The 23742-nt window shown below is 38.6% G+C and carries 19 protein-coding genes and 2 tRNA genes; 5 read left to right on the forward strand and 16 right to left on the reverse strand.

Annotation, left to right across the window (positions count from 1 at the left end):
- The first annotated feature begins 6 nt into the window (after positions 1-6).
- Positions 7-78: transfer RNA gene (locus C8N37_RS13950), tRNA-Arg, on the forward strand.
- 77 nt (positions 79-155) lie between these two features.
- Here the strand turns inward: C8N37_RS13950 and C8N37_RS13955 are convergent.
- Positions 156-1334, reverse strand: coding sequence for an MFS transporter (locus tag C8N37_RS13955; protein ID WP_108159442.1), 1179 nt, complete (start codon positions 1332-1334; stop codon positions 156-158).
- A 254-nt stretch (positions 1335-1588) separates the two neighbouring features.
- Here C8N37_RS13955 and C8N37_RS13960 point away from each other — a divergent pair, with 254 nt between their 5' ends.
- Positions 1589-4771, forward strand: a complete 3183-nt coding sequence (locus C8N37_RS13960) for a S41 family peptidase (protein WP_108159443.1) — start codon at positions 1589-1591, stop codon at positions 4769-4771.
- Positions 4772-4923: 152 nt separating this feature from the next.
- Here C8N37_RS13960 and C8N37_RS13965 read toward each other — a convergent pair whose 3' ends face one another.
- From C8N37_RS13965 to C8N37_RS14015, 11 genes are all read right to left on the reverse strand, one after another.
- Complete coding sequence (locus C8N37_RS13965; protein ID WP_108159444.1) at positions 4924-5517, reverse strand: LutC/YkgG family protein; 594 nt, start codon at positions 5515-5517, stop codon at positions 4924-4926.
- Positions 5514-6899: a lactate utilization protein B gene (locus C8N37_RS13970; protein ID WP_108159445.1), complete on the reverse strand. Its 1386-nt coding sequence runs from the start codon at positions 6897-6899 to the stop codon at positions 5514-5516. Before C8N37_RS13970 ends, C8N37_RS13965 begins: the two co-directional genes overlap by 4 nt.
- A gap of 11 nt (positions 6900-6910) precedes the next feature.
- Positions 6911-7654, reverse strand: a complete 744-nt coding sequence (locus C8N37_RS13975; RefSeq protein ID WP_108159446.1) for a (Fe-S)-binding protein — start codon at positions 7652-7654, stop codon at positions 6911-6913.
- A 207-nt stretch (positions 7655-7861) separates the two neighbouring features.
- On the reverse strand, positions 7862-8242 hold the full coding sequence (locus C8N37_RS13980; RefSeq protein ID WP_108159447.1) for a hypothetical protein: 381 nt from the start codon (positions 8240-8242) through the stop codon (positions 7862-7864).
- A gap of 157 nt (positions 8243-8399) precedes the next feature.
- A complete protein-coding gene (bioA, locus tag C8N37_RS13985) occupies positions 8400-9668 on the reverse strand; it encodes an adenosylmethionine--8-amino-7-oxononanoate transaminase (RefSeq protein WP_108159448.1) in 1269 nt (422 codons plus the stop codon).
- Positions 9653-10645 carry a biotin synthase BioB gene (gene bioB, locus C8N37_RS13990; RefSeq protein WP_108159449.1) on the reverse strand — a complete coding sequence of 331 codons (993 nt, stop codon included), beginning with the start codon at positions 10643-10645 and terminating at the stop codon, positions 9653-9655. Before bioB ends, bioA begins: the two co-directional genes overlap by 16 nt.
- Before the next feature lie 16 nt (positions 10646-10661).
- A complete protein-coding gene (gene bioD / locus C8N37_RS13995) occupies positions 10662-11273 on the reverse strand; it encodes a dethiobiotin synthase (protein WP_108159450.1) in 612 nt (203 codons plus the stop codon).
- Between the two features lie 62 nt (positions 11274-11335).
- Complete coding sequence (locus tag C8N37_RS14000) at positions 11336-12442, reverse strand: aminotransferase class I/II-fold pyridoxal phosphate-dependent enzyme (protein ID WP_108159451.1); 1107 nt, start codon at positions 12440-12442, stop codon at positions 11336-11338.
- A gap of 9 nt (positions 12443-12451) precedes the next feature.
- Positions 12452-13060, reverse strand: coding sequence for a hypothetical protein (locus tag C8N37_RS14005; RefSeq protein ID WP_211322257.1), 609 nt, complete (start codon positions 13058-13060; stop codon positions 12452-12454).
- 156 nt (positions 13061-13216) lie between these two features.
- On the reverse strand, positions 13217-14311 hold the full coding sequence (locus tag C8N37_RS14010; protein ID WP_108159452.1) for a hypothetical protein: 1095 nt from the start codon (positions 14309-14311) through the stop codon (positions 13217-13219).
- An 11-nt stretch (positions 14312-14322) separates the two neighbouring features.
- Positions 14323-15135 carry an RNA polymerase sigma factor gene (locus C8N37_RS14015; RefSeq protein WP_108159453.1) on the reverse strand — a complete coding sequence of 271 codons (813 nt, stop codon included), beginning with the start codon at positions 15133-15135 and terminating at the stop codon, positions 14323-14325.
- Positions 15136-16694: 1559 nt separating this feature from the next.
- On the opposite strand from C8N37_RS14015, the gene C8N37_RS14020 reads away from it, so the two are divergent.
- Positions 16695-17171 (forward strand): helix-turn-helix domain-containing protein, encoded by a 477-nt coding sequence (locus tag C8N37_RS14020; RefSeq protein ID WP_170114528.1) that lies wholly within the window; start codon positions 16695-16697, stop codon positions 17169-17171.
- Between the two features lie 35 nt (positions 17172-17206).
- On the opposite strand, the gene C8N37_RS14025 is transcribed toward C8N37_RS14020, so the two are convergent.
- The 4 genes from C8N37_RS14025 to C8N37_RS14040 all read right to left on the reverse strand — a co-directional run bounded on the left by C8N37_RS14025 (position 17207) and on the right by C8N37_RS14040 (position 21867).
- Positions 17207-17956, reverse strand: a complete 750-nt coding sequence (locus C8N37_RS14025; RefSeq protein WP_108159455.1) for a LytR/AlgR family response regulator transcription factor — start codon at positions 17954-17956, stop codon at positions 17207-17209.
- Positions 17953-18999: a sensor histidine kinase gene (locus C8N37_RS14030; protein WP_108159456.1), complete on the reverse strand. Its 1047-nt coding sequence runs from the start codon at positions 18997-18999 to the stop codon at positions 17953-17955. Before C8N37_RS14030 ends, C8N37_RS14025 begins: the two co-directional genes overlap by 4 nt.
- 10 nt (positions 19000-19009) lie before the next feature.
- On the reverse strand, positions 19010-19627 hold the full coding sequence (locus C8N37_RS14035; protein WP_108159495.1) for a tetratricopeptide repeat protein: 618 nt from the start codon (positions 19625-19627) through the stop codon (positions 19010-19012).
- Between the two features lie 95 nt (positions 19628-19722).
- Positions 19723-21867, reverse strand: a complete 2145-nt coding sequence (locus C8N37_RS14040) for a TonB-dependent receptor (RefSeq protein WP_108159457.1) — start codon at positions 21865-21867, stop codon at positions 19723-19725.
- A 227-nt stretch (positions 21868-22094) separates the two neighbouring features.
- Between C8N37_RS14040 and C8N37_RS14045 the strand changes: the two genes are divergently transcribed.
- Together C8N37_RS14045 and C8N37_RS14050 are read left to right on the forward strand one after the other, a co-directional pair.
- Positions 22095-22167 (forward strand) — tRNA-Lys (locus C8N37_RS14045).
- Positions 22168-22382: 215 nt separating this feature from the next.
- On the forward strand, positions 22383-23681 hold the full coding sequence (locus C8N37_RS14050; protein ID WP_108159458.1) for a hypothetical protein: 1299 nt from the start codon (positions 22383-22385) through the stop codon (positions 23679-23681).
- Positions 23682-23742 lie beyond the last annotated feature (61 nt).

Consider the following 23742-nt stretch of genomic DNA (forward strand, 5'->3'; position numbering starts at 1 on the left):
TTTGTCGGCCCTGTAGTTCAACGGATAGAATAGATGTTTCCTAAACATTAGATAGCAGTTCGATTCTGCTTGGGGCTACAAAATAATACATGCGAGATCATGAAGTGATCTCGCATGTATTATTTATACTCAGATACTATCTCGTCAATATCCTGTTAACCTTCCCTAAATACTTTTAGCTTACTTGCCATAACAAACATCATGATGCCGAAGAAAGAAAATACGCCATAAGAATAGCGTAAACTTGTCAGCTCTGCAATATATCCAATCAGAGGCGGCCCCATTAGAAAGCCCAAAAAGCTGATGCTCGATACCATCGCTAACGCTACTCCCGAAGGGACATTTTTGTTTTGTCCAGCGACACTATATACCGTTGGTACATTACAAGCAACACCTATACCGACCATCATAAAGGCTAGTGTACAGACATAGAAGTCCGGGAAAAGCACCGAGATCATCATGCCCGAAAACATCAGAATACCACTAATTTGTAAAGTCCGTTTTCGTCCCAGCCGACTGATAACAGCGTCGCCAATAAATCGACCTAATGCCATCATCACCATAAAGGAAGCATAACCCACGATAATAAACTGTTCGGGAGCATGAACGATCTCCTTAAAATAGACACCACTCCAGTCAAACATCGCACCCTCTGTTGCCATGCTAAAAAATCCAATGATGCCCAATTGTACTAAGCTACTTTCTGGTTTCGAGAAAAAAGAGGTCTTTTTAGTTTGAGCCGCTTTTCCAGGAACCAGGTACCGATAGTTGATCGTCGTATTGATGACTATTAATATAAAAATAATCATAAAATGAGGGATGGTATCGACAGCAATGTTCATGGTGAGTAAGCCAATGAGTGCCCCTGTAAATCCAGCAATGCTCCATGCGCCGTGAAAAGATGACATGATTGATTTTTTAAAAATTTTTTCAGCAGCTACACCTTGTGTGTTGACCGCGATATTGCACATATTGCCAATCACACCAAATAAAAATAAAACAGCTCCTAATTCCCATGCATTTCGGGCAAATCCTACCAAACAAAGTACTAAAGCATAGATAATGGCTACAATACGTAATACCTTGGCACTGCCATATGTGGTCACTAGTTTTCCTGATAATGCCATCGTCACCAATTGTCCCACCGGTAGCATCAATAAAATGGTCCCCAATTGTCCTTCAGTAAGATCTAAACGCTCTTTGATAATGGGAATACGACTTGCCCAAGAGGCAAAGGCTAGACCTTGGCAAAAATAAAATAGAGATACGGCAATCCGAATGCGATTGCGTTTTTGATAAAGCTCTTCTTCAGAGTAGGTTAGGGTTGAGTCCATTGTTGAGATTATGATTGACCAAAGTTACATGTAAGAAATTAAAATTCAGGTTTCTTTTCTTATTTCAAAATTAAACCCGGTTTAATTTACAGCAAGTGGTACCGACGATCAGTTTTTGATACAACACGATGTTTTTAAAACAGTTTTAGAAAAGGGTGTCATTTCTTAATCAGTCGATTGATTGTTTATTGTTTTTTAACAAGTTCTTAAGTAACTTTATACAGTCATATCATCCATTAACCACCTATAAAAGTATGATTAGAAAATTATTGTTGGGTACTTGTCTTACCCTTTGTGGAACTGCGCTTACGTTTGCACAGCAACAACCCACTTTTTTGTCGCATCCGACTTTAAGTCCCGATGGAAAAATCCTTGTTTTTAGTTTTGAAGGCGATCTATGGAAAGTTGAAAGCGAGGGCGGAGTTGCTGTCAGGCTAACCGGCATGGAAGGTAACGAAATTAATCCGAGGATATCACCTGATGGAAAACAGCTTGCTTTTTCTGGGAATCAGAATGGAAATATGGATGTTTATGTCATGCCCTTAGCAGGTGGTGATATCCGTCAACTCACCTATCATGAAGGGGCAGATGAAATAGACAGTTGGAGTTGGGACAGCAAAACGCTCTATTTTACTTCTAGCCGTTATAATCGAATGAGTAGTTATCAAGTTGCGGCAACAGGCGGTACGGCAAAACGCTTATTTCCACATTATTTCAATTATATCAGCCAAGTGGTGGAGACTCCATCAGGTGAATTGTTGTTCAATGACAGTTGGGAGGGCTACAGTTCTGCAAATCGGAAGCGATATAAAGGAGCCTTCAATCCGGATATAAAATCATATAACCCCAAGACAAAAGCATTTAAGCAATATACCGATTATAACGGTAAGGACTTTTGGCCTACTGTAGATCAGCATGGAAAGATCTATTTTGTTTCCGATCAAGGAAATGCAGAATATAACCTTTACCAGCTCATCAATGATAAGCCAACAGCATTGACCTCATTTAAAGAGTCTATTAAAAGGCCTGCTGTGGCTGCCAATGGAAAAACGATTGTCTTTGAAAAAGGTTATCAGCTGTTTCTCTATGATGTGGCATCTAAGAAAGTGATGCAACCCAATATTGCATTAAGTAGAAATCAGCTGTTGGGAAAAAGCAAAGAATTTAATGTCAATGGCAATATCAGCTATTTTGATGTTGCGATGGATGGAAAGAAAATGGCTTTTGTGTCTAGAGGTGAACTTTTTGTTTCGGACAGCGAAGGGAAGTTTATCCGTCAGATGCCGAGTCAAGGACAGCGCATTATGGAAGTAAAGTGGTTGAAAGATAATAAAACCTTACTTTATAGTCAGACCTATCAAGGATATCTGAACTGGTATACGCGTAGTGCGGATGGTACGGGTGAAGTCAAACAATTGACCCAAGATCTTCGAAACAATAGAGAGATTACATTTAATGCGGACAAATCGCAAGCAGTCTACTTAAGCGGAAGGGACGAGGTTAGGGTATTGGACTTAACGAGTCTGAAAAGTAAAATAGTTGTTAAGGATGAGCTGTGGGCTTTCCAAAATTCATCTCCATCCTTCTCTCCAGATGGGAAATATGTTTTATTTACGGCTATACGCAATTTTGAACAAGATATATTTGTTCATCAGCTCGCGTCAGACCAGACAATCAATTTGACCAATACAGGTGTGTCAGAAACCTCTCCTTATTGGTCTCCAGACGGAAAATATATCTATTTTGCGAGTAACCGTACAAAACCAGCTTTCCCTACAGGAATGCAAAATTCGAGTATTTTCCGCATGGCACTGGAAAATTTTGATGAACCATATCGAAATAATAAATTCAACGAACTATTTAGTCCGCCGGTAAAAAAGGATACCATTGCGGACAAAAAGACTGATGATCGATCAAAGAGTAAGGATAAAAAAGAAGAAAAAGCCATAGATACTCATACAGCAAGTGATAAAAAAGTCCTGGTGACCATTGATTTAAATGGTTTAAGAGAACGTATCGAACAAGTGAACCCAGCTTTCGGAACACAGTCCGATCCGATCACCGTTCAAAAAGGGGAAAAGAATTATGTTTTCTTCTCATCCAACCACGAAGGTAAATACAGTTTGTACAGAACGATTTATGAACCATTTGAAACGACCAAAACAGAGAAGGTGATCGAAAGTGGGATCAGTCAATTTACAGAAGCTAATGGTAAATATTTTATCCTCAATAAAGGCACTATACAAAAATATAACCTCGAGCAAAATAAACTTGATGCCCTAAATATCAATTTCAAATTTAACCGTGATCTAGAAAATGAGTTTAAACAAATGTTCTATGAGACTTGGGCTGGATTGGAGGAAAACTTCTATGATAGCACTTTTCACGGTATCGATTGGGAAGTGATGAAAAAGAAGTATGAACCTTATCTGACAGGGGTTAATAACCGCAGCGATCTACGAATTTTACTCAATGATATGTTGGGTGAGTTAAATTCCTCACATCTTGGCTTTAGTTCAATGGGAGCAGAAGAACGCAAGCCATTTGGATTTGTGACCAATGAAATAGGCGTTCTGTTTAATCAGGAAAACCCTTATCAAGTCGAGCATATAGTCGATCATAGTCCGGCTTCACGAAAAGGTGTAGATCTAAAAGAAGGGGATGAAATAATCGCAGTCAATGGCAATAAGGTCGATCCAAAGATCGATCGTGATGTCTATTTTACATGGCCATCACTGGTTGAGGAAGTGCAATTAACCATTAAGCGTGCAGGAAAAGAGATCATGGTCAATATCCGTCCTTTGACAAGTACAGCATTTAAAGATCTTATCTATGATGAGTGGATAAAAAGCAATCGTGGTAAAGTGGATGCATGGAGTAAAAATAGGATCGCTTATTCGCATATGAAAAATATGGGCGGACCGGAATTACAACGTTTTTTAATTGATATGGCGGAACAAGAAAATAATAAAGAAGGTATTATTTTAGATTTGCGTTACAATACCGGAGGCAATGTACATGATGAAGTCTTGCGTTTTCTATCGCAAAGACCTTACCTGCAATGGCAATATCGAGGAGGTAAAATGGCTCCACAAAGTAACTTTGCGCCAGCGTCAAAACCCATTGTACTGTTGATCAACGAGCAGTCTTTGAGTGATGCAGAGATGACAGCAGCTGGATTTAAAGAATTAAAGTTGGGTAAGATCATCGGAAATGAAACGTATCGCTGGATCATCTTTACTTCAGCAAAGGGATTGGTAGACGGATCTAATTATCGCTTACCTGCTTGGGGCTGTTATACTTTAGATGGCAAAGATCTGGAGTATACCGGTGTAGCGCCAGATATTTTTGTACATAATACCATCTCTGATCGATCTAATGATCAAGATCCGCAGTTAGAAAGAGCTGTGCAAGAAATATTGAAAGATTTAAAATAAGAATAACAAACGAAAAAGACCAGATTTCATATCCATAATCTGGTCTTTTTCGTTTTATGATCCTACCAAGAAGGTGGTGAGTTTATCCAATCGTAACCTTTCATGATTCAAGCTGGTGATAACAGGAATAATCAAAAAGGATAAAATAATGACTATATTTGTTGTTTTAAAAAGAAAACGGTCAGACTGCGTGCTCCTTGGGCACCGCGGACCAGATAAGCACCGATGTCTGCCGTAGCAGAGGGGCCCATGACAAAACATCCATAAGTGGAAGCCTGAAAATCAATTTTACGATAGGCAGTATGCATATTTTCCGTGATTAAATCAGGGTCCAGTAAAATGGCAAGATGCTGAGAAAGAAAACCCAAAGAATTTACTTGCAACGAATTTTCTGTTAACCATATCATACCCATTTCTGCGACACCAAACTCAGCTCTAATGATCCCTAAGTCTACGTCCTCCAATTCCCGTGGGTGGGCGATATCGTGGATTGATTTGCTTCCCTCCCATTCCGAAGTTGCAGAACAAGTGACTCGTGTATCTGGCAGTTTTTGCTGCATGATTTCCTTTGCCTCATCAATACTGCCAACATCATAGCTTTCTCCTCCAGAAAGACCAAGATTTACGATAAATTTATCTTTTAGATTTGCACCTTGTTTTTCATAGGTTGGTATCTCTGGGTAATCCACCTTTTGAGCAGGAAGATTCTGCCGTATAGCCGCTAATAATTCTTCTAGTGAACTCATTTTTTCAATCTATTTTTAATATACCAATCCCGAAAAGTTTCTTTTTTGATTTCTGGCAATTCGCGATGTTTACCCCAAGCATTTAGCTTTTTATGGTACAATAACCAATTTGGGGTCAGTTTCATTCCATAGTAAGCAGCTTTCTCTGCCAATCGGAATAATTTTGGATTCGCAAACACTTTCTCTACCGCGCCAAAAGCATAGTGAAGTGTTTTAGAGGATTCATTTATGTTGACCATGCGCTGCCTCCACAGTCCGATTTGCTCTGCAATATTGATACGCACAGGGCATACCTCAGAACAAGAGCCGCATAACGAGGAGTGGAATGGAAGTTCGCTGAATTTGGATTCATCAAAGGTCGGGTCGATAATAATGCCAATAGGTCCTGAATAAGTTGCGCCATAGGCAAGTCCCCCACTGCGGCGATACACCGGGCAGGTATTCATACAGGCGCCACAGCGGATGCATTTTAAAGATCGCCAAAAATCTTCCATACCAAGACGACGGCTTCTGCCATTGTCCGTGAGTACGATATGCATTTCGGTACCCGATTCGCGAGGTCCCATAAAATGAGAGGTGTAACGGGTCGCGGGAGTACCCAGCGCACTTCGAGATAAGAGTCGGATAAATAAACCCAGATCTTTTGTCTTAGGTAGGATTTTTTCGATCCCAATACTTGCAATATGCAGCGGTGGGATACTTGCGGTCAGGTCAGCATTACCTTCATTGGTGCAGACAACAAAAGCTCCAGTTTCGGCAATAGCAAAATTTGCACCAGTCAAGCCTGCATGGGCTTCCAGAAATTTGGGACGTGCATTATTGCGCATTGCTTCGGTCAATTGCTTTGGATCATCTTCGTTGGGATCTGTACCAATTGTTCGTGCAAAAAGTTCGGCAACATCAGCTGTTGTTTTATGGATAGCGGGCATGACGATGTGACTTGGCATTTCTCCGGAGAGTTGTTGAATGCGCTCTCCCAAGTCCGTTTCGATCAACTCGATCCCTCTAGCCTCGAGAAAAGCGCCCATATCACATTCTTCCTGCAACATGGATTTACTTTTTACGATTTTAGTCGCATGGTGACTTTTTAGAATATCATAAACAGTTTGATTGTGCTCGATGTCATCCTTTGCAAAATGAACGGTTACCCCACGTTTAGTCGCTTCGGTCACAAACTGTTGGACATAGTGGTCTAAGTGTGTCAAGGTGTGCTCTTTGATCTGGGAAGCCAGATCACGCATCTGTTCCCATTCAGGAATACCAGAAGCTGCGGTATCCCGTTTCATCCGGGCGTTCCAAAGGTTTTTATCATGAGTCGGCTGATGGATGTCATCCATATAGATGAAATCTGCCGCATTCTGGTCAACTTTAACTTTACTCATCTTAGTTTATATTAAAAAGGACCGTTATTCAGTACTTGTGCGATATGTACAAATTTTAAAGGTGCCTTTTGACGCTTGGCAATACCCTCTTGATGCATCAAGCAAGACATGTCCGGAGAAACAATACAAGTCACTTCATGTTGCATATAATCAGCGACTTTATCTTGCCCCATTTTAACACTCACGGCTTCATCTGTTACGCAAAACGTACCCCCAAAACCACAGCACTCGTCAGGACGGGTGATCCGTTCAATCGTTACGCCTTCTACCTTACTTAATAAATCCTCTGTTTTATTGAAGTATGGTTCCTGCCATTCCGATCTGGACTGTATATGTAGGCCACGTATAGCGCTACAACTATTGTGTACAGCTACCTTATGATTATAAGTCGCCCACGGAAATTCCTTGACTTGCAAGATATCGGTCAAAAATTCGACCAGTTCGTAAGTGTTTTTACGCACATGCTCTACTTTTTTAGTCTGTGGAATAGCATCAAAATGCATGCGAACATGCTTTACACAGCTTCCTGCCGGACCAACGATGTAATCGAAATTTTCAAAATTATCACAGAAGAGTTGTTCTGAAGAAGCTGCATTTTTTTGATCACCTTCATTTCCCATAGGTTGACCACAGCAGGTTTGATTTAAAGGTACGACTACGTCTACTCCAAGGCGTTCCAATAATTCTAATGTTGCAATACCGACTTCAGGATAGATTGCATCTATATAACAAGGAATAAATAATCCTACACGCATATTGTTGATTTAGATTGATGGGCTAAGTTTACAAATAAAATTCGAAAATACTGTTCTTGACTGTGATGGTATAGCAATAAAATTACGATAACGATATATTTTACAGACAAGATCGGGATGCCTTTTATCATTCTTGTGTTCTGCTAAAAAACAAAATCTACGGAATATTTATTCCGTAGATTTTGTTTTTCCAATTATTTTTGTTTCTTATTTTTTCTGAGCTAAGAGTGCTTTGAGAACTGCGATCGTTTCATTTTTTGCTTCGATTGTTTCTTTCAGTGCCAAGATCGTTTCTTGCTGTCCCGAGTTTTCTGAATATGTCGCCGAGGTTAATTGTGTTATTTCGTTTGACGATACATATAGCTGATTGCTCGTTCCAATTAAGTATTCCGTATTGATTGAATTGTATGAAATTTTCATATCATGAATATGTTGAACACTCACCTTCTTGCGTTCAGTTTTAAGATCATTGATCCCAACTTTAGTTTCGTTGATTAATTTACCGAGCTCTACGTATGTTTTTAATTCGCCTTTTTTCTTTAAATCCTCGAATAAGAGAAAGAAACGTTCGTTGTATGAAATTGACATTTTGTATGAATTGTTTTTACTATTGTTTTTTGATAGATGATATAATCATACTATCTTTGAATTTAGCATGTGCAAACATACATTTTATGTGTCGATCTGGTACGATAAAAGTGAACTTATTGTCAATGAAATTGCATACAGAGGATCAAATACGCTATTAGAGCTGCAGTGCATCTATGATCACGGTGTAGATATAATCAAGATCCTCATCGCTTATGCAATAAGGAGGAACCAGATAAATAATATTACCCAACGGCCTTATTAAGATACCTCTGCTTAAAAAATAAGGGTATAAGATCTCACTTAAAGCACTAAAATAAGACGTTTTTTCATCCTGCCGTAGCTCGATTGCCAAGATAGTTCCCGTTTGCCTAACGTTTTTCACCTTTGATTCAAGGACCGTATGAGCAAGAAAGGTCTGATGCTTCTGTTCAATAGCTGTTATTCGCTCCCATGTCTCCTTTTTTAATAAGAGTTCCATACTTGCCAAGGCTGCAGCACAAGCTAAAGGGCTTGCTGTAAAGGAATGACCATGAAACAGAGCCTTTTTTTTATCATCTGCATAAAAAGCATCATAAATAATCGATGAGCAAGTGGTCAGCCCTAGGGGCATAGTCCCTCCCGTCAGTCCTTTTGAAAAACACATCACATCTGGATATTCGGTTAGGTGATCTGCGGCAAACCATTTTCCAGTGCGACCAAAACCGACAAAGATCTCATCTTGAATCATTAGAACACCTTTCTGACGGCAATAGCTCATTAAATTGCTCAGATCATCGGGCTTGTGCATGAGCATACCTGCAGCGCCCTGTATCAAAGGTTCGTAAATGAAACATGCGATGTCATCGACATGTTTGTCGATTTCTTCGAATAAAGATGTCATATTGTCGCTAGTCGGTACATCGATAAAAATAACATCAAACAGTAGATGTCCAAATGGCTCTGTCCATACCCCACGTGCACTCACCGACATGGCACCAAATGTATCACCATGATAAGCATTTTGAAAGGCTAGGATTTTTGATTTCTTATGCCCCTTGTTAGCGTGGTATTGTATGCACATTTTTAGTGCAACCTCTACCGCTGTTGATCCGTTATCCGTGTAGAATACTTTTTCTTGATTGCTCGGAAGTAGTTTTAATAAATTTTCGGCTAGCTGTATGGCGGGTTCATGCGTGAACCCTGCAAATATCACCTGTTCAAGTGTATGGAGTTGCCGGTAGACACGATCTGCTATATAGGGATGGGCGTGACCATGTAGCGTCACCCACCAAGATGAGACAGCATCGATATAGCGCTTGCCGTCGTTGTCGTAGAGGTAAGTTCCTTCAGCACGGACGATAGGTACGATCGCTGATGCCCCTTTCATTTGTGTATAGGGATGCCAATTGACTTTTTGATCTCGTGCTCTTAAATCGTCGTGCATGACTCCTCCTTGACTCCTTTTACTAGTGGTTTAAGTCCCAGTGTTTGGAACATCTTCATATCCTGAGACACACCTGGGTTAGGAGTGACCAATAGTGTTTCTTGTTCACCCGTAAAAATAGAATTTGCTCCAGCCATAAAACACCATGCCTGTTCCGTTTCGTTCATCTCAACGCGCCCTGCACTGAGTCTTACCATAGCCATAGGCATGACGATACGAGCCGTCGCAATCATCCTGACCATATCCCAGATGTCGACCTTTGGATTATTTTCTAAAGGAGTACCCTTTACGCGAGCTAGTGCATTGACAGGGACGGATTCGGGATGCTTGGGCATTGTTGCTAAGGTTAATAGCATGGAGATACGGTCTTTGTGAGACTCTCCTAATCCAATGATACCTCCAGAACAAACGGTGATGCCTGCTTTGCGGACATGGTTGATGGTATTGATCCGATTGTCAAATGTACGGGTCGAAATAATCTCGTCATAATAGTGTTCTGAGGTATCCAAATTGTGATTATAAGCATATAAACCAGCTTCTTGTAAACGTAATGCTTGCTGTTGGGTCAACATGCCTAGCGTACAGCACACTTCTAGCCCCAGTGCATTGACTCCCTTTACCATATCAATAATTCTGTCAAAATCGCGGTTGTCACGCACTTCTCTCCAGGCAGCGGCCATGCAAAATCGAGTGGAACCATTCTTTTTTGCCTTTTTAGCATGATCGATTACGGTTTCTGTCGGTAAGAGCGCCTGTACATGGATGTCAGTATGGTAGCGCGCAGCTTGACCACAATACGAGCAGTCTTCAGGGCAGCCTCCGGTCTTGACAGACAGTAAGGTGCACACTTGTACTTCTGCAGGATTGTGAAATTCACGGTGGACCGTAGCGGCTTGGTATACAAGCTCCATGAGGGGCTGATCATAGATTTGCTGTATTTCTTCTTTGGTCCAGTTGTTTCTGATCTTTGTTTTCATGTTGTGTTCGTGTGTGTTAAAGAGTTAAATCATGGGCAAGATTCCTGATGGCCTGTGCCGTTACTGCGCTTAAATGCGGTATATGGATCACCCGAGTATCGGCTGGTATGTGCTGGACAATCACCCTTTTTGAATCGGGGTCGATGCCACCATTAAATAGGACATATTTCAAATGCAGGTTTCGTTGTTTTATGGCATTGATCGATAGCAAGGTATGATTGATGCAACCGAGATAGTCTTTGACTACTAGGGCAACAGGAACTGCAAATGATTGTATTAAATCAATCATAAAATGGTTGTCATTAATCGGGACAAACAAGCCTCCCGCACCTTCTATGACCAGATGATTGTCTGTTGTCGGGACTTCAAAGTCCGCTAGAGCAATGCTGACCGCTTCTAGTGCTGCCGATTTATGTGGCGATGCTGCAAGCTTTAGTTTATACCTTTCGCTGTGTATGACCACATCGCCTTGTAGCAGATCATAGATGCGCATACTGTCTGTTGCATGCAGCTCTCCAGATTGAACAGGTTTCCAATAGTCCGCTTTCAAATATTGTGTCAATACAGCAGCACATATTGTTTTCCCGATTTCTGTCCCGATTCCGGTGATAAATAGTTGTTCTTTCATAGCTATTTAAAATGTCATTTTTCTTTTACTAAAAATAATAGTAACCTGCTGTTTTGCTCACTTCACAATGATAGGTTTTCTTGTATAAGAGATGCCAGCAATCGGATATCTTCTTTCGTATTAAACGTATGAAGGCATATCCGCAGACGCTCTTGTCCCAATCTTACTGTTGGAGAAAAAACCGCGTAGGTCTGTAGGCCTTTGTGCAATAGGACGTCTCTTAATTGCAAGAGTTGCTCAATATTTTTTACAGCAAGTGCTTGAATAGGACTTTCTTTTGCAGATAGAATAGGGAGACCCTGTGATCGAAAAAACTGAATATTTTGTTGGAGCTGATCAGCTAAAGATGGATGATTAAGGATATACTGATACCCCATTTTTAGCTGCATCCATGTCAGATCTGTTGGTGCTGTACTGTAAATAAAAGGTGACCCAAAATTGATCAAGTAAGATTTGACAATATGTTTGCATAGGACTGCAGCTCCATGAGACCCCATTGCTTTACCATAGGTAATCAGAGTCGCAAAAACGTTATTTTGTAAACCCAATCGATGTACCAATCCGTACCCAAATACTCCAAAAGCGTGTGCTTCATCGACGATTAAAGAAGCACCATATTTTTCAGTTAAGTTTGTTATTTCTTTTAGCGGAGCGAAATCGCCTTCCATAGAATACAGGCTTTCAATAGCGACGTAGCAGATTCCTTGTGTACGTTTGAGCTTATCTTCGAGATCTTGAAGATTATTGTGTTTGAATTTCCACTTTGTTGCGGTGGACATCATGCACCCATCATGTACAGAACGATGGATATACTCATCCACAATAACGGTTTCTCCCTTTTGTGGAAGGCACGAAAATAAGCTGAGGTTAGCGATATAGCCCGAAGGGAATAGTAGTGCAGACTCTGTTTGATGGGTTCGAGCAAGGAAAGCTTCTGTTTCAAATGCGACTTGGCTATGGCCGCTGATGAGTCTAGATCCTGTACTCCCCCCGATTAAAGTTGGATCTTCTTGTATCGCTTGTAAAACTTCTGCATGAAAGTCTTGGTCTTGAGCCATGCCCAGATAATCATTGCTAAAAAAGTCAGTCGCCTTACCGGTAATTTTTAGCTCTCTTAGAAATCCTGATTCCGATCTTTTCATCAATCGGGTCTCCAATAAACGATACATCTTCCTTTTTTAATTTATGTACGTGCCAATTGCCGAAATCCATTCATTATACAACACCTGCTCTATCGCTTGTATATCCTCAGCATAGCGTTTCCAATGAGGTGAAAACAGTTGAAGCTGAGCAGTCATTTCTTCCAGATGCCCCTCTTCTTCTACAATAATGGATTTAACCATTACTTTGCTTTGCTCTAGGTCAAGTGTATGTTGATAGATGGGATAGAGTTGATCAGCACGAACTTCAATAGCGTAAGTCACAAAGAGGTAAGCCGCATATTTAAGCGCTGTACCGCTAAGATTAAAAGTTTCTTTGAGGTACCGGCAAGATTTAATGTCCAATTGATGCAGATATTGTTTGGTATATCGTGGAGCTATTAAATACTTGTCGTCGTAAGTTGTACAGAGGTCGGTGCTTAATTTCCCAATCTGTTTTTTAAGGTAGTAGGCATGTCTATGTTCTTCAGCGGCATGTTTGAGCTGAATGATACCTACTTTTGTGGGGTGTTCACATTGTGATATTTTTCTAGCACCAGCATTTTCCATAAATGATAGTGTGTTCAACCACTTAGCGTGAAGCTGATCTTGTTGGACAATACGTCGGAGTACATGGTGAATATCCATAGCTTTAATTTTGAAACAAAGGTATTGCCCTTGTATACACGCAGTATGTGCCAGTTTTGATTTTTGACCTAGTCCGGTTGTAAAATCCAATAAAAGATATATTACAGCATAAATCTAAATTTTTAAATTTTTATTATTGATAGTCATGGATTTATGTTATTCAATGATCACATTAATTCCTGCCATTTTTGCTTTGTATTTTATCTTTTCAATGAGACCATAGTAGCTCCAATTGCGTAGTAAAAACTCATCCTCTTTGGCTAATTCTTCTTTGTTGGATTGATTGACTAAGAGCAATGTTCCTGCTTGCGATTTGATGCATATGTCGATCAGTTTGCGGCTGTATAGGTGCAGTCTACTATCCACATAGTTTTTTTCCTTCTCCTGATAATGATCGAGACTCTTAAGTTTTCTTTTTCTTCCATTTCCACCCTTATTATAAGTGGATGCCTTCTGTAGTCGATGTCTAGCCGCCTGTATCGCCATCCGTCGGTATAGAAACTCCTCTTTTGTTCCGATCTGATAGTTGTCTCTATCAATCGCTACAGAAATAGGGTGCTCAACCGATAATGATGCTTCGGCTATGATATGTGTATTAAGGATATGATCTTTTTTGGGTATTTCTAGTGCAAGGAGAAGAAATATCTTTCCTTTAACCATCTTAATAGAACTTGCACAGACCTTGATCTGTCCGATCAATGCACGTTGCAGAAGCACCCGTTTATCTGTTCTATCCTTTCCTAAATAAGTACGGAAGGGGATTTTAAAGAGGTTAAGTTTAAAATCTCGGCTTTGTTCATCATGACTTAGTTTAAGCGATCGAGAAGAAAAGGGAATAGGCATATCTTTCTTGTAATTGCGCAGGGAGCGCTGCCCTTTCCAATATGCTAAACGGTCAGATTGAAAATTTTTGATCAAAGAAGTATTGACTTTCGATAAAATATCGGTTGGAATCTGTCCTTTAAAATAGCTGGAGAGAAGCCGGTAAGTGGTATTCATACGTGAAGTATTTAATATCCCCTTTTCATCGTTGCTGCTGTCGGTTAATTTCACTTTAACATCTGTTTTGAGGTAGATCAGATCCTTTAAATTTTCTTGTACATATTGATGCGTAAGAACTAGATTCGCGCCCCGATAGACAATATTTTGCCATTCGAATAATTTGTTGAAATATTCATTACGTTTTTCTTTATCATCGCAATCAATAAAAATTTGAATTTTGCGGGTTAGTATCGTCGTGTCAACGGCCATTATGTTTTATTTTAAGCAATTTGTTTACTAGGTTTGATTTTACTGTGCGCTTCTACAAATAGTTTTTTAACGGTAGTAGGATTCAACTGTAACTGTTGCGATATTTGTTCAAAAGACAGCTGCAGTTCGTAGCGCATGTGAAATATTTCGGATTGTTCATCCGTAAGTTTTCCTTGTATGACTATCTTTGAGCTTTTGCGTACCTGACTTATTTTTTGGTTACTGTTTAAGATCGAGCGAAGCGTATTGATTGTTTTTTCAACCTGTATATTGACTTCATAGTCCGAGATGCCACCCAGATAATAAGCTATTCGTTCATAATTGAAACTGTATTGTAGACAAAGTCTAATAAAGAGTTGTTGTTCGATGTGTAAAGAGGGTAGCAAGGTGTTGATTTTTTGTAGTTTATCTTTATTCTCCTCCTCTAAATTTTCCAGATAGATCAAGTCTTCGACACATTCGTCCTCCAGCTCATAGCCGCCCATAAATTCTTGATAATTTTTGATTGCATCCAACTGCAAAAGGCTGCGGTAAAAACGATTTCTAGATTTGCTGTAGTATGCTTGGACTGCAGTGCGAATCTGGGTTTTTAGGAACTGAAAAATATCTGCTTCACTAGATACATTTTCTCGAAATAACCACAGGCGTAAAAAAGCTTCCTGTGTGATACTCTCTGCAATGCAAGTATCAGGTATCGCACGATTGGCGCGACCATAGAAATAAGCATAGAAGGAATCGTAGAAAAAGTTTAGTCCTTTCTCTATGCCCTTGTTTAGATCAATAAGCTGATTACTGGTGTTTTTTTTAATGTAAAGTTTGTTCATATTTCGATCTCTAATTGGTTTAAGATTTTACAAACAACTTAGTGAAGCTCCTGTACGGGTGAATTTCTATGGGTTGAAGCGGTATAAGTTGAGTGATTTATGAATAAGCAAATTGGTATTGATATGAGAATCGTCGACTGATTTTTTTTAAAGACCTAGTTTAAAGTCCTTTTAATTTTGAAGTGCCAATATAAAGGCTATTTAACTCAAAATTCAATGTTGTAATGACATTTCAAGATCGCTATGAAGTAGTAAATTGCGAAATTGAGCTTTATTCAAATTTAATGGAATAATTGAATTCTTGTCAGATCATTAGTGAGTGGTTATTGCCCTCACCCTGCGGCTGTACAAGCAGCCTCAACACGTATGTTCTAAAATAAGATCCAGATATCTCATGTGCACACAATCGCTAACTTTCTATACTTATAATTCCATACTGAGCAATTGGATATTTTTCTTTTCAAGAGCTAGCAGATGAAGCGGTAACAGGTAAGGGCATGTGCTCTAGCCCTACCTTGCTACCGTGCTTATTAACCAGAAGGTTAAGTTTGCAATATGGTTAAATAATCAATTCTATCTTTCATCTATAAAATTGTATATATCCAGTTTGTTTTAAAAAAAGCTACATCGCATTATTCGATAAGTATAAAAGTCCTTTGTTGTATATACCAATGAACGGATACATTTAACAAAGATGGAAGGCTTTTATTAAAAGTATAATTAGGGTATTTAATGAGGCGCTTATACGCTCATCTTACGGCTATACAAGTCGCCTCGATGCCGATGCTGCAGGAGTTTTGCACGCATGCGACTTATTGTTTTTCATGGTAGATGAATGCATCATGTATAGGTGTCAAGTATAATGAATGTGCATCATCAAAAATGTAATGGTAAGCAATCAGATTTTAGATCCTTATAAATGAAAATCATCGTCGTCATTATTTATGTTTAATCACTGATTAAACATAAACATAATTGTGTATCGCTTCAAAATTTGGGGTCATAAACAAGACCAAAATGAGTAGACCCAAATTGTATGTTTACCAACGTGATTTGAAAAACACAAAATAGGATCAAAATTCATGATCAGCCTCTATAAAATGTAGGGTATACCTATAAGTTCTCGTGTATATAGGTATACTACTCAATTTTTGACCGGTTCAATTTAAAGTATTTAGTGAGTGGTGAGTCCCCCACCTTACGGCTCCACAAGAAGCCTCGATCTTTATCAATACCAGGATGTCAAAGAACTTGTAAATGAAGGATGTCAATTCATCCGAAAAAATAACGGATGATGTTTTTACACAAGCAAAATCACCATTCTATATTCTTAATTTTAATGGATCCTAGACTTTCATGATGATCGTTTATGGATTATAATTGGTAACGTGAGCCTTAGGGTAATCATGTTATGTACTTTTTAATATCATAATCCTAAGCCTATTACATTTCTTTCAATGCTTTTACTGATACAAATATAATACTAATTATTTTTAATGCAAATAAATTTAACTTTTTATTTGTGTTTTATTTGCGCAAATAATTATTCTATTTGTTACGTGTCAAGTAATAATGAAAATATTATCCTAGATATTGGGATCCGGTTCCGTATGCGTAGAGACGAGTTGCGTTACTCGCAAAGAGATGTCGCACAGATGACGGGTCTTACCACCAATACCATTGCTGCGGTGGAAAAAGGAAAGGGTACTACGATTTACAATTTTTTATCGATCTGTGGTGCATTAAAAATTCATCCCAAATCAATTTTTGAAAAAGAAATTGATTTAAAGCCATTGTATGATATTGAGCCAGAATCTAAACGACGCATTGAAATAACACAAAAACTGGATGATCTGGTTTATAATTCCGACTTTTTTGACACCCAGAGACGTGTCTCAGAAGTACTAGCCAAACTGAAATCAGATAAAAATGACAGTAACAAATTTTCGGTTTACTTAACGGAATATTGTAAACATGGAATCTTAGAATATCAAAAAGCCGGCAACTTTAAGCTGTACAGCAAAAAACTAAAATAAAGGTAATTAAATAGGATGTCAAGCCTATAGATTTATTATCGATCTAACCATTTTTTAAAATCATTCACTTTTTCTCGGCTCACAATCATCTCTGTTTTTTGATCATGATGTAAATAAACACGCAGTCTTGAATTGCTGTGAATGGCGATTTCTTTAATATGTTTGATGTTGATCAACTGACTTCGATTGATACGGAAGAAGAGGTTTGGATCTAAGAGTTGTTCTACTTGATCTAAGCTTAGGTCTAGCAAATAATCGTGCTGATCCGAGCAACGACAATAAGTCCCTTTGTTCGCACTATAAAAACAACTTATAGAGCTCGTTTCGATGATTTTAATAGACGAACCTATTTTAATACTAAATCGCTCTTTATAGCGCTTGACCTCATTGCTCAACAGTGATTTTATTTGAGCGAAATCGAAGGTCGGGCGGGACTGAAATTGTTGTAAGAATTTATTGAAGGCAAATACCAACTCCTCATCGATTATAGGTTTTAATAAATAATCAATACTATTTAACTTAAAAGCTTTGAGTACAAACTCATCATATGCGGTTGTGAAAATCAATGCTGAGTCAACAGTTTGTCCTTCAAATATTTCAAAAGATAGGCCGTCGGATAGCTGAATATCCATCAAAATGAGATCTGGATGAACATGCGTTACAAACCATTCTTTCGCTTCTTTTACGGTATGTAACATGTTTTGAATGGGATAACCCATTTTTTCAATCTTGCGCTTCAGTAAACGTGCAGAGGGTAATTCGTCTTCAATAATGATGATGTTCATAATACTTGATTTCCTTTTTTTATTAATGGTAGCGCAACAATAAAATGATCAGCTGTCTTCGTAATTGTCACCGGATGTCTGGTCAATAAGGCGTATCGATCTATGATATTCTTCAGCCCTATTCCCATGCCACTTATACTTTCTTTTTCCTGCAAATTGTTTTGGATAATGAGCTTATTGTCTTCTTTATATATATTGATATGCAATAGGTTATGAAGACTAAGGCTGTTGTGCTTGATTGCATTTTCAATTAAAAGCTGTAACGCCAACGGTACGACTTGTTCATCCTCTTGAATATCTCCATCATTAATATGAATCGCTAACGATCCTTCAAAACGGATCGCTAAGAGATTTAAAAATATGCGCGCGAAACTGATTTCTTGGCTAGCTTCAACAAGACTTTTATCTTTTTGTTCTAGTACATAGCGATAGATTCTAGATAGTGACGTCGTAAAATTGACCGCTTTCTGGGGATCTTCTTCGATTAAACTTGTGAGTACATTCAGACTGTTAAATAAGAAGTGAGGGTCTAATTGATTTTTTAAAGATTCAAATTGAGCATTGGCTGACTTCGTGAGTGCGGTCTGTTTCTTGAGCTGACTTTCTTTAAAAGCTTTATAAAAATAGAAACTGAATATTAAAAGCGAGACAATAATACTGATCAATATCATATTGAAATAAGTCCCAATATGTTGTTTGGCTATAAAATCGACTAAAGACTGATCGATCGTAATTTTCATGATAGAAAACCTGATGATAAAAACGACAATCGTGGTCAATACTGCAGTTGTTGGTATAAATAATAATATTCTTTTGGCATACTGCGCACTCTCTGGAAATACTTGACAGATCTGGCGGTATAAAAAGGCATTTCCAATATAGAGGAAAAAGCCAGTTAAAAATCCAGATAACATACCCTTAGACAAGACGAAAGATCTTAAATCGAAATTAGGATCAGATGCAAAGTTAACAGCGGTAATGACAGCACTAATGATGAGCGTAATGATCAGGGCATTTATACATAGCGTTTTAAAAGGTTTCATCTTTTACTATTTACTGACCGCAGTTTTGAACAATGTGCTCCGCTCTTTCTTTACCCCATGTTGGAGCAAAAGGAAGAGTTGGTTTATGGGTCTCAAACAAATTTAATGCTTTCTTCACAGCTTCGCACTCTTTGCTGGTATCTTGTTTAAAATATTTTTTGCTTCCGATTTGAAACTCCGCAAGTCCTAATACCGCACGGGGATTGTTGGGATCCAATTGGATTGCCTTTTCATACAAAGCATAGATGGTAGGTGCTAAGGTCTGAGATTTAGTCATGGGATCTGTCGTTAGTTCTGCAACCAGGTTCATTGCTTTTAAAGTTAACCATTCCGAATTACGGTCTTGGCTGCTGTTGTTAAGGATAATTTTCGTGTTTTCAATTAGCTTTAATTTTTCCTCCTGATCTGAAGTAGCAAAGGCTGCAGTTGTCCCGATGAGTGCTTGATAATAAAGTGCAATCCAATTTTCAGGCTCTGCTTGTGCAATCCGTTCAAATTGTGCTGCTGCTTCAGTTGTTTTTCCAGATTTCCAAAGGGCTAAACCCTGGATCATTCCTTTCTCATACGGGGATTGCGCATAGGTAGTAACGGAGAATAGGACAAAAAATGCAATTATTAAAGTTTTCATATTCATATTGTTTTATAATACCAAATTTCATTATTTATCTAAATCCCGAAGATTTTAAAGTGCTCAATTGTTGTTTTTAATGGACGAACTGTCGATTATAAGTTGTCCAATTGATTTTCCTTTTTATTTGATGATAGGGTCCAGAAAAATCCGACAAAAACAAATCTTTTAGCACTAGGCGTAATCGCAATACGATTGTAAATGCCTTGTTGATTAGGATGATCGGCATATTGATATCCGTAGATGGGACTACTGCCCAATAGATTATTGACAGATATGTGAATGATCTTTTGCTGCGATATGAGATAGGACCAGTTGGCAGAAAGTGTGTTGTAGGCATCTGTCTTGCGCTGTGTGTAAGAGGGCAGATTAGGATCATGGTAACTCCTTCCGGAAAGATAATTGTTTGTTAAACTGACTTGAGAGTGCAAGGCATTGATCCAATATTTTGCTACTACCGATAGGGTGTGTTTGAATACATAAGAAGGGGTAACGGAAAATGGGGCATCAGTTTCATTACGTTTGGAATCTGTGTAAGCATAGGATATCCAATATTGTAAGTTTTTGATCGACCTATTATCTCTAAAAAACAGATCCATACCCTGCGCATAACCTGTTCCAGTATTTGTGAATATACTGCTGCTATTGATGCGCGGGGTATCGTACTTGATCAGATGATCGTATGTTTTTCTGTAAGCCTCAAGACGGAGTGTCCTCCCTTTTTTTTCGTAATAATAATTGAGGATGTAATGATGTGCTTGTTGCCATTTTATTTGCTGATCATAGATTAGAATCTCTTGTGATCCCTGTTGATGAAAATCACCATAAGTAAAAGAAAGCTGGTTGTAAGGATTGATGAGATAGCCTAAAGAAAACCTCGGTTCCAAGAGAAATGGTTCAGCAGTGCTTGAAGTCGCCCGAATGCCTAATTTTGCAATAAGGTAGTTATTCATGGCATAGGTGGTTTCAGTGTAAAGAGCGGCTATTGAAGATGCTGATGAGACTTCTTTTCGGGTACTCGGGCTTGTAAAATCCTGTGTAAAATCAGTGTAAAAATAGTCGATTCCAAAAATGCTTTTTATCCGGTTGTTCCATGATTTAGTGAACTTTTCTTTCACATGGATAGCGATCTCTTGATGTGGCATACCCATGCTGTTTGCTTGTAGTTTTTCATTTAAATAACCCATACCGATACCTGATTGCATATCCCATCGGCCACCGAGATTTTGTTGGTAATCGGTATTGAAATAACTATTGTATGCCTTTTTTTTGATCGCTATAGGATGAGTATAGTTGCTATTTTTCTGATATAGGCCCATATCTTCAAAATTGAATGCTGCATAGGTGCTGATAAATCCGGTTTTTAATTTTTGTCGGTAGATGAGTTCTCCAGAAGCATTTTCATAGGGCTTCGTCCAATCGATGTTGGGTGTGATTATTTTACTGTAAGGCTTGAGGTTGGTGTAAGAAGTATTGAAAGTAAGGGATTTTGTTTTCCAGTCTTGTGTATTACTCAGACCTGCCCCAACAGTAGAGATGGAAATCTCGGTTTTGTTGGGTTCAATTTGATTCGCAGTATTGAGAATCAGTACACTGGAAAGGGCATTACCATATTCAGCAGAGTAGCCTCCGGTAGAAAAATTGACCCCTTTAAAAAGAAACGGTGAGAATCGGCCTCTTACAGGAACATCATTGGGAGAAGACGTATAAGGCTGCGGTACTCGAATACCATTGATGTAGGTCTGTGTCTCTGCTGCACTTCCTCCATGAACCATCAATCTTCCATTTTCTCCTGCTACCTGCGCACCGGGAAGTGTTGCTAGTGCTCCAAAAATATTACCCATACTCCCTGCCGTGGTGACAATGTCCAACGGGGTCATCACGGTATTTTTGACCTTATCTCCTGCCTGCAATAGACCTGCCTGGATAACCACTTCATCCAATTGCTTTGCTTGCTCTTGGAGTTGTATCTGCAGCGGCTTGTTGTGCGAGAGATCGTGGGGTATCGATTTAGATTCACGTCCTATTGCAGTAATTTTTAAAAGTTGATTTCCAACTTCGTACGTCATAAATGAAAAATTACCCAGCGTGTCTGTTGTGCCGCCATCATATGTTCCTACAATGAAAATATTGGCGTATTGCACCGCTTTTTTATTGCTGTCTGTGACTTTTCCATTGATTTTTATTTGAGCGGAAACTTGTATAGAACAAAAGAGGATGATGGATAGGATGTACTTCATGATTTTTCTAATTTGATATGAAAATCTGAAGGTTTGACAAGAAGAGCAAATAAGAATGGATCAGTTGTTGGATTATCGGGATGAGCTGTTTATTGAGAGATATGAACGGAATTTGATCAGATAGGGATGCTAATAGGCAGAGGTAAAACCTACTGACCCTATTTGATTGTTTTTTTCTTTTTTTGTTTGATATAAAAAAAATCTAAGTTACATTTGAGTATAGACATGACTTTGTAGCTCAGCTGGTAGAGCAATTGACTCTTAATCAATGGGTCGAGGGTTCGAGCCCCTCCGAGGTCACTTGATATAGAAAAGCTTTTCCATTTGGAGAAGCTTTTTTTATAGGACATAATTGAAGGAATCAAACCTGAAAACCAATATAAAGGTTTTTGCATCTTGCTAGAAGACTATAGGTTTGGTTGAATCTGATCATTATAGTACTCGTCCAAGACACTTTTATAAATTTTTATTAAATTTATCATTTTAAATCAAACCTACAACTTTCTTAATTAAGTATGAAGAAGCTAATCTGTTTTACATTACTATTTATTTTGGTATGTTCCACTTATGCTCAAAACCAAGTCAAAGAAGAGTCTATCCGCTTATTTTTTAATGAACTCAAGGCAGCATCAGATGGAGCGAAACAATTATGGAATCAAGATCTGTATGGTCCTACCCTATTGATTGATCCCAGTACCCGAAAAATATATGCAAATGAATCGGATAACATGGGAATTCTAAAGCCTGCTGGCGACATTTATATGGGAATATTACCTGATGAGATCAATATTTCCAACACGGCTTTGGACTGGAACGGTAAACGTTGGGCGATGATCATGCTACCTCTTCCAGAAAATAAAGATGACCGCGTCAACCTGCTTGCGCATGAGTCATTTCATCGCATACAGCCTGATCTGGGATTTGCACTGCACAATGCAGATAATAAACATCTTGACGAAATGGAAGGAAGGATAAGTCTTCGACTTGAAATGGAGGCTTTGAAAAAAGCACTTCGTTCATCAGGTCAAGATGAAATAAAAAAACACTTGACGAATGCGTTGTTTTTTAGGAAATATCGTTACAAACAATTTGCAGAAGGTGCAGTAAATGAAAATCTGCTGGAGATGAATGAGGGAATTGCGGAGTATACAGGAATAATTGTGACCAGTAGACAGGATGAACAAACAAAATCCTATTTAATTAATGGTATGGAGCGTTTACTGAAAAACCGAACTTTTGTGCGCTCATTTGCCTATCAAACTATTCCTTCTTATGGCTACATACTTTATAAAAAGGATAATGAATGGAATAAGCAGATTAACGCTAATACAGATTTAACAGCCTTTTTTATCAAAAAATTCGAACTTAAAATCCCAAATCCAACACAACAGATTTTCAAAAAATTAGCAACAGCTTATAATGGGAAGATCATCTTTGAAGAAGAGACAACTAGAGACATCGGAAACAAAAGAGTAGTAAAGGCGTACAAAGAAAAATTTGTCGAATCGCCTCATTTTGAAATAAAGTTTGAAAGCATGAATTACTCTTTTGACCCCAGGACCATTATTCCTATTGGACAATATGGTACGTACTATCCTACAACTCGAATCACAGATAATTGGGGTATTCTTACTGTTGAAAAAGGAGGATTGATCAGTGCTGACTGGGGAAAAATTTCACTTTCTATTCCGATTTCGATTGAAAAGAATCTAATTAAGGGGGATGGATGGATACTTGAGCTTCGCGATCAATATACCATTGAGATAGATGAACAAAAAAGAAATTATTATTTGAAAAAAGTCGTCCAATATTAAGTTTTTTAATCCATTTTAACTCAGCATGTACGGTTTCAAAGGAAACGCTTACCTATTGATT

Source organism: Sphingobacterium faecium (genome assembly GCF_003054045.1).
Classification (GTDB): Bacteria; Bacteroidota; Bacteroidia; order Sphingobacteriales; family Sphingobacteriaceae; genus Sphingobacterium; species Sphingobacterium faecium.

Excerpts from the sequence above, each read along its gene's own strand:
- C8N37_RS13955 (WP_108159442.1), bottom strand. The coding sequence starts at position 1,334 with ATGGACTCAACCCTAACCTACTCTGAAGAAGAGCTTTATCAAAAACGC.
- C8N37_RS13960 (WP_108159443.1), top strand. The coding sequence starts at position 1,589 with ATGATTAGAAAATTATTGTTGGGTACTTGTCTTACCCTTTGTGGAACT.
- C8N37_RS13965 (WP_108159444.1), bottom strand. The coding sequence starts at position 5,517 with ATGAGTTCACTAGAAGAATTATTAGCGGCTATACGGCAGAATCTTCCT.
- C8N37_RS13970 (WP_108159445.1), bottom strand. The coding sequence starts at position 6,899 with ATGAGTAAAGTTAAAGTTGACCAGAATGCGGCAGATTTCATCTATATG.
- C8N37_RS13975 (WP_108159446.1), bottom strand. The coding sequence starts at position 7,654 with ATGCGTGTAGGATTATTTATTCCTTGTTATATAGATGCAATCTATCCT.
- C8N37_RS13980 (WP_108159447.1), bottom strand. The coding sequence starts at position 8,242 with ATGTCAATTTCATACAACGAACGTTTCTTTCTCTTATTCGAGGATTTA.
- bioA (WP_108159448.1), bottom strand. The coding sequence starts at position 9,668 with ATGCACGACGATTTAAGAGCACGAGATCAAAAAGTCAATTGGCATCCC.
- bioB (WP_108159449.1), bottom strand. The coding sequence starts at position 10,645 with ATGAAAACAAAGATCAGAAACAACTGGACCAAAGAAGAAATACAGCAA.
- bioD (WP_108159450.1), bottom strand. The coding sequence starts at position 11,273 with ATGAAAGAACAACTATTTATCACCGGAATCGGGACAGAAATCGGGAAA.
- C8N37_RS14000 (WP_108159451.1), bottom strand. The coding sequence starts at position 12,442 with ATGTATCGTTTATTGGAGACCCGATTGATGAAAAGATCGGAATCAGGA.
- C8N37_RS14005 (WP_211322257.1), bottom strand. The coding sequence starts at position 13,060 with ATGGATATTCACCATGTACTCCGACGTATTGTCCAACAAGATCAGCTT.
- C8N37_RS14010 (WP_108159452.1), bottom strand. The coding sequence starts at position 14,311 with ATGGCCGTTGACACGACGATACTAACCCGCAAAATTCAAATTTTTATT.
- C8N37_RS14015 (WP_108159453.1), bottom strand. The coding sequence starts at position 15,135 with ATGAACAAACTTTACATTAAAAAAAACACCAGTAATCAGCTTATTGAT.
- C8N37_RS14025 (WP_108159455.1), bottom strand. The coding sequence starts at position 17,956 with ATGAACATCATCATTATTGAAGACGAATTACCCTCTGCACGTTTACTG.
- C8N37_RS14030 (WP_108159456.1), bottom strand. The coding sequence starts at position 18,999 with ATGAAACCTTTTAAAACGCTATGTATAAATGCCCTGATCATTACGCTC.
- C8N37_RS14035 (WP_108159495.1), bottom strand. The coding sequence starts at position 19,627 with ATGAAAACTTTAATAATTGCATTTTTTGTCCTATTCTCCGTTACTACC.
- C8N37_RS14040 (WP_108159457.1), bottom strand. The coding sequence starts at position 21,867 with ATGAAGTACATCCTATCCATCATCCTCTTTTGTTCTATACAAGTTTCC.
- C8N37_RS14050 (WP_108159458.1), top strand. The coding sequence starts at position 22,383 with ATGAAGAAGCTAATCTGTTTTACATTACTATTTATTTTGGTATGTTCC.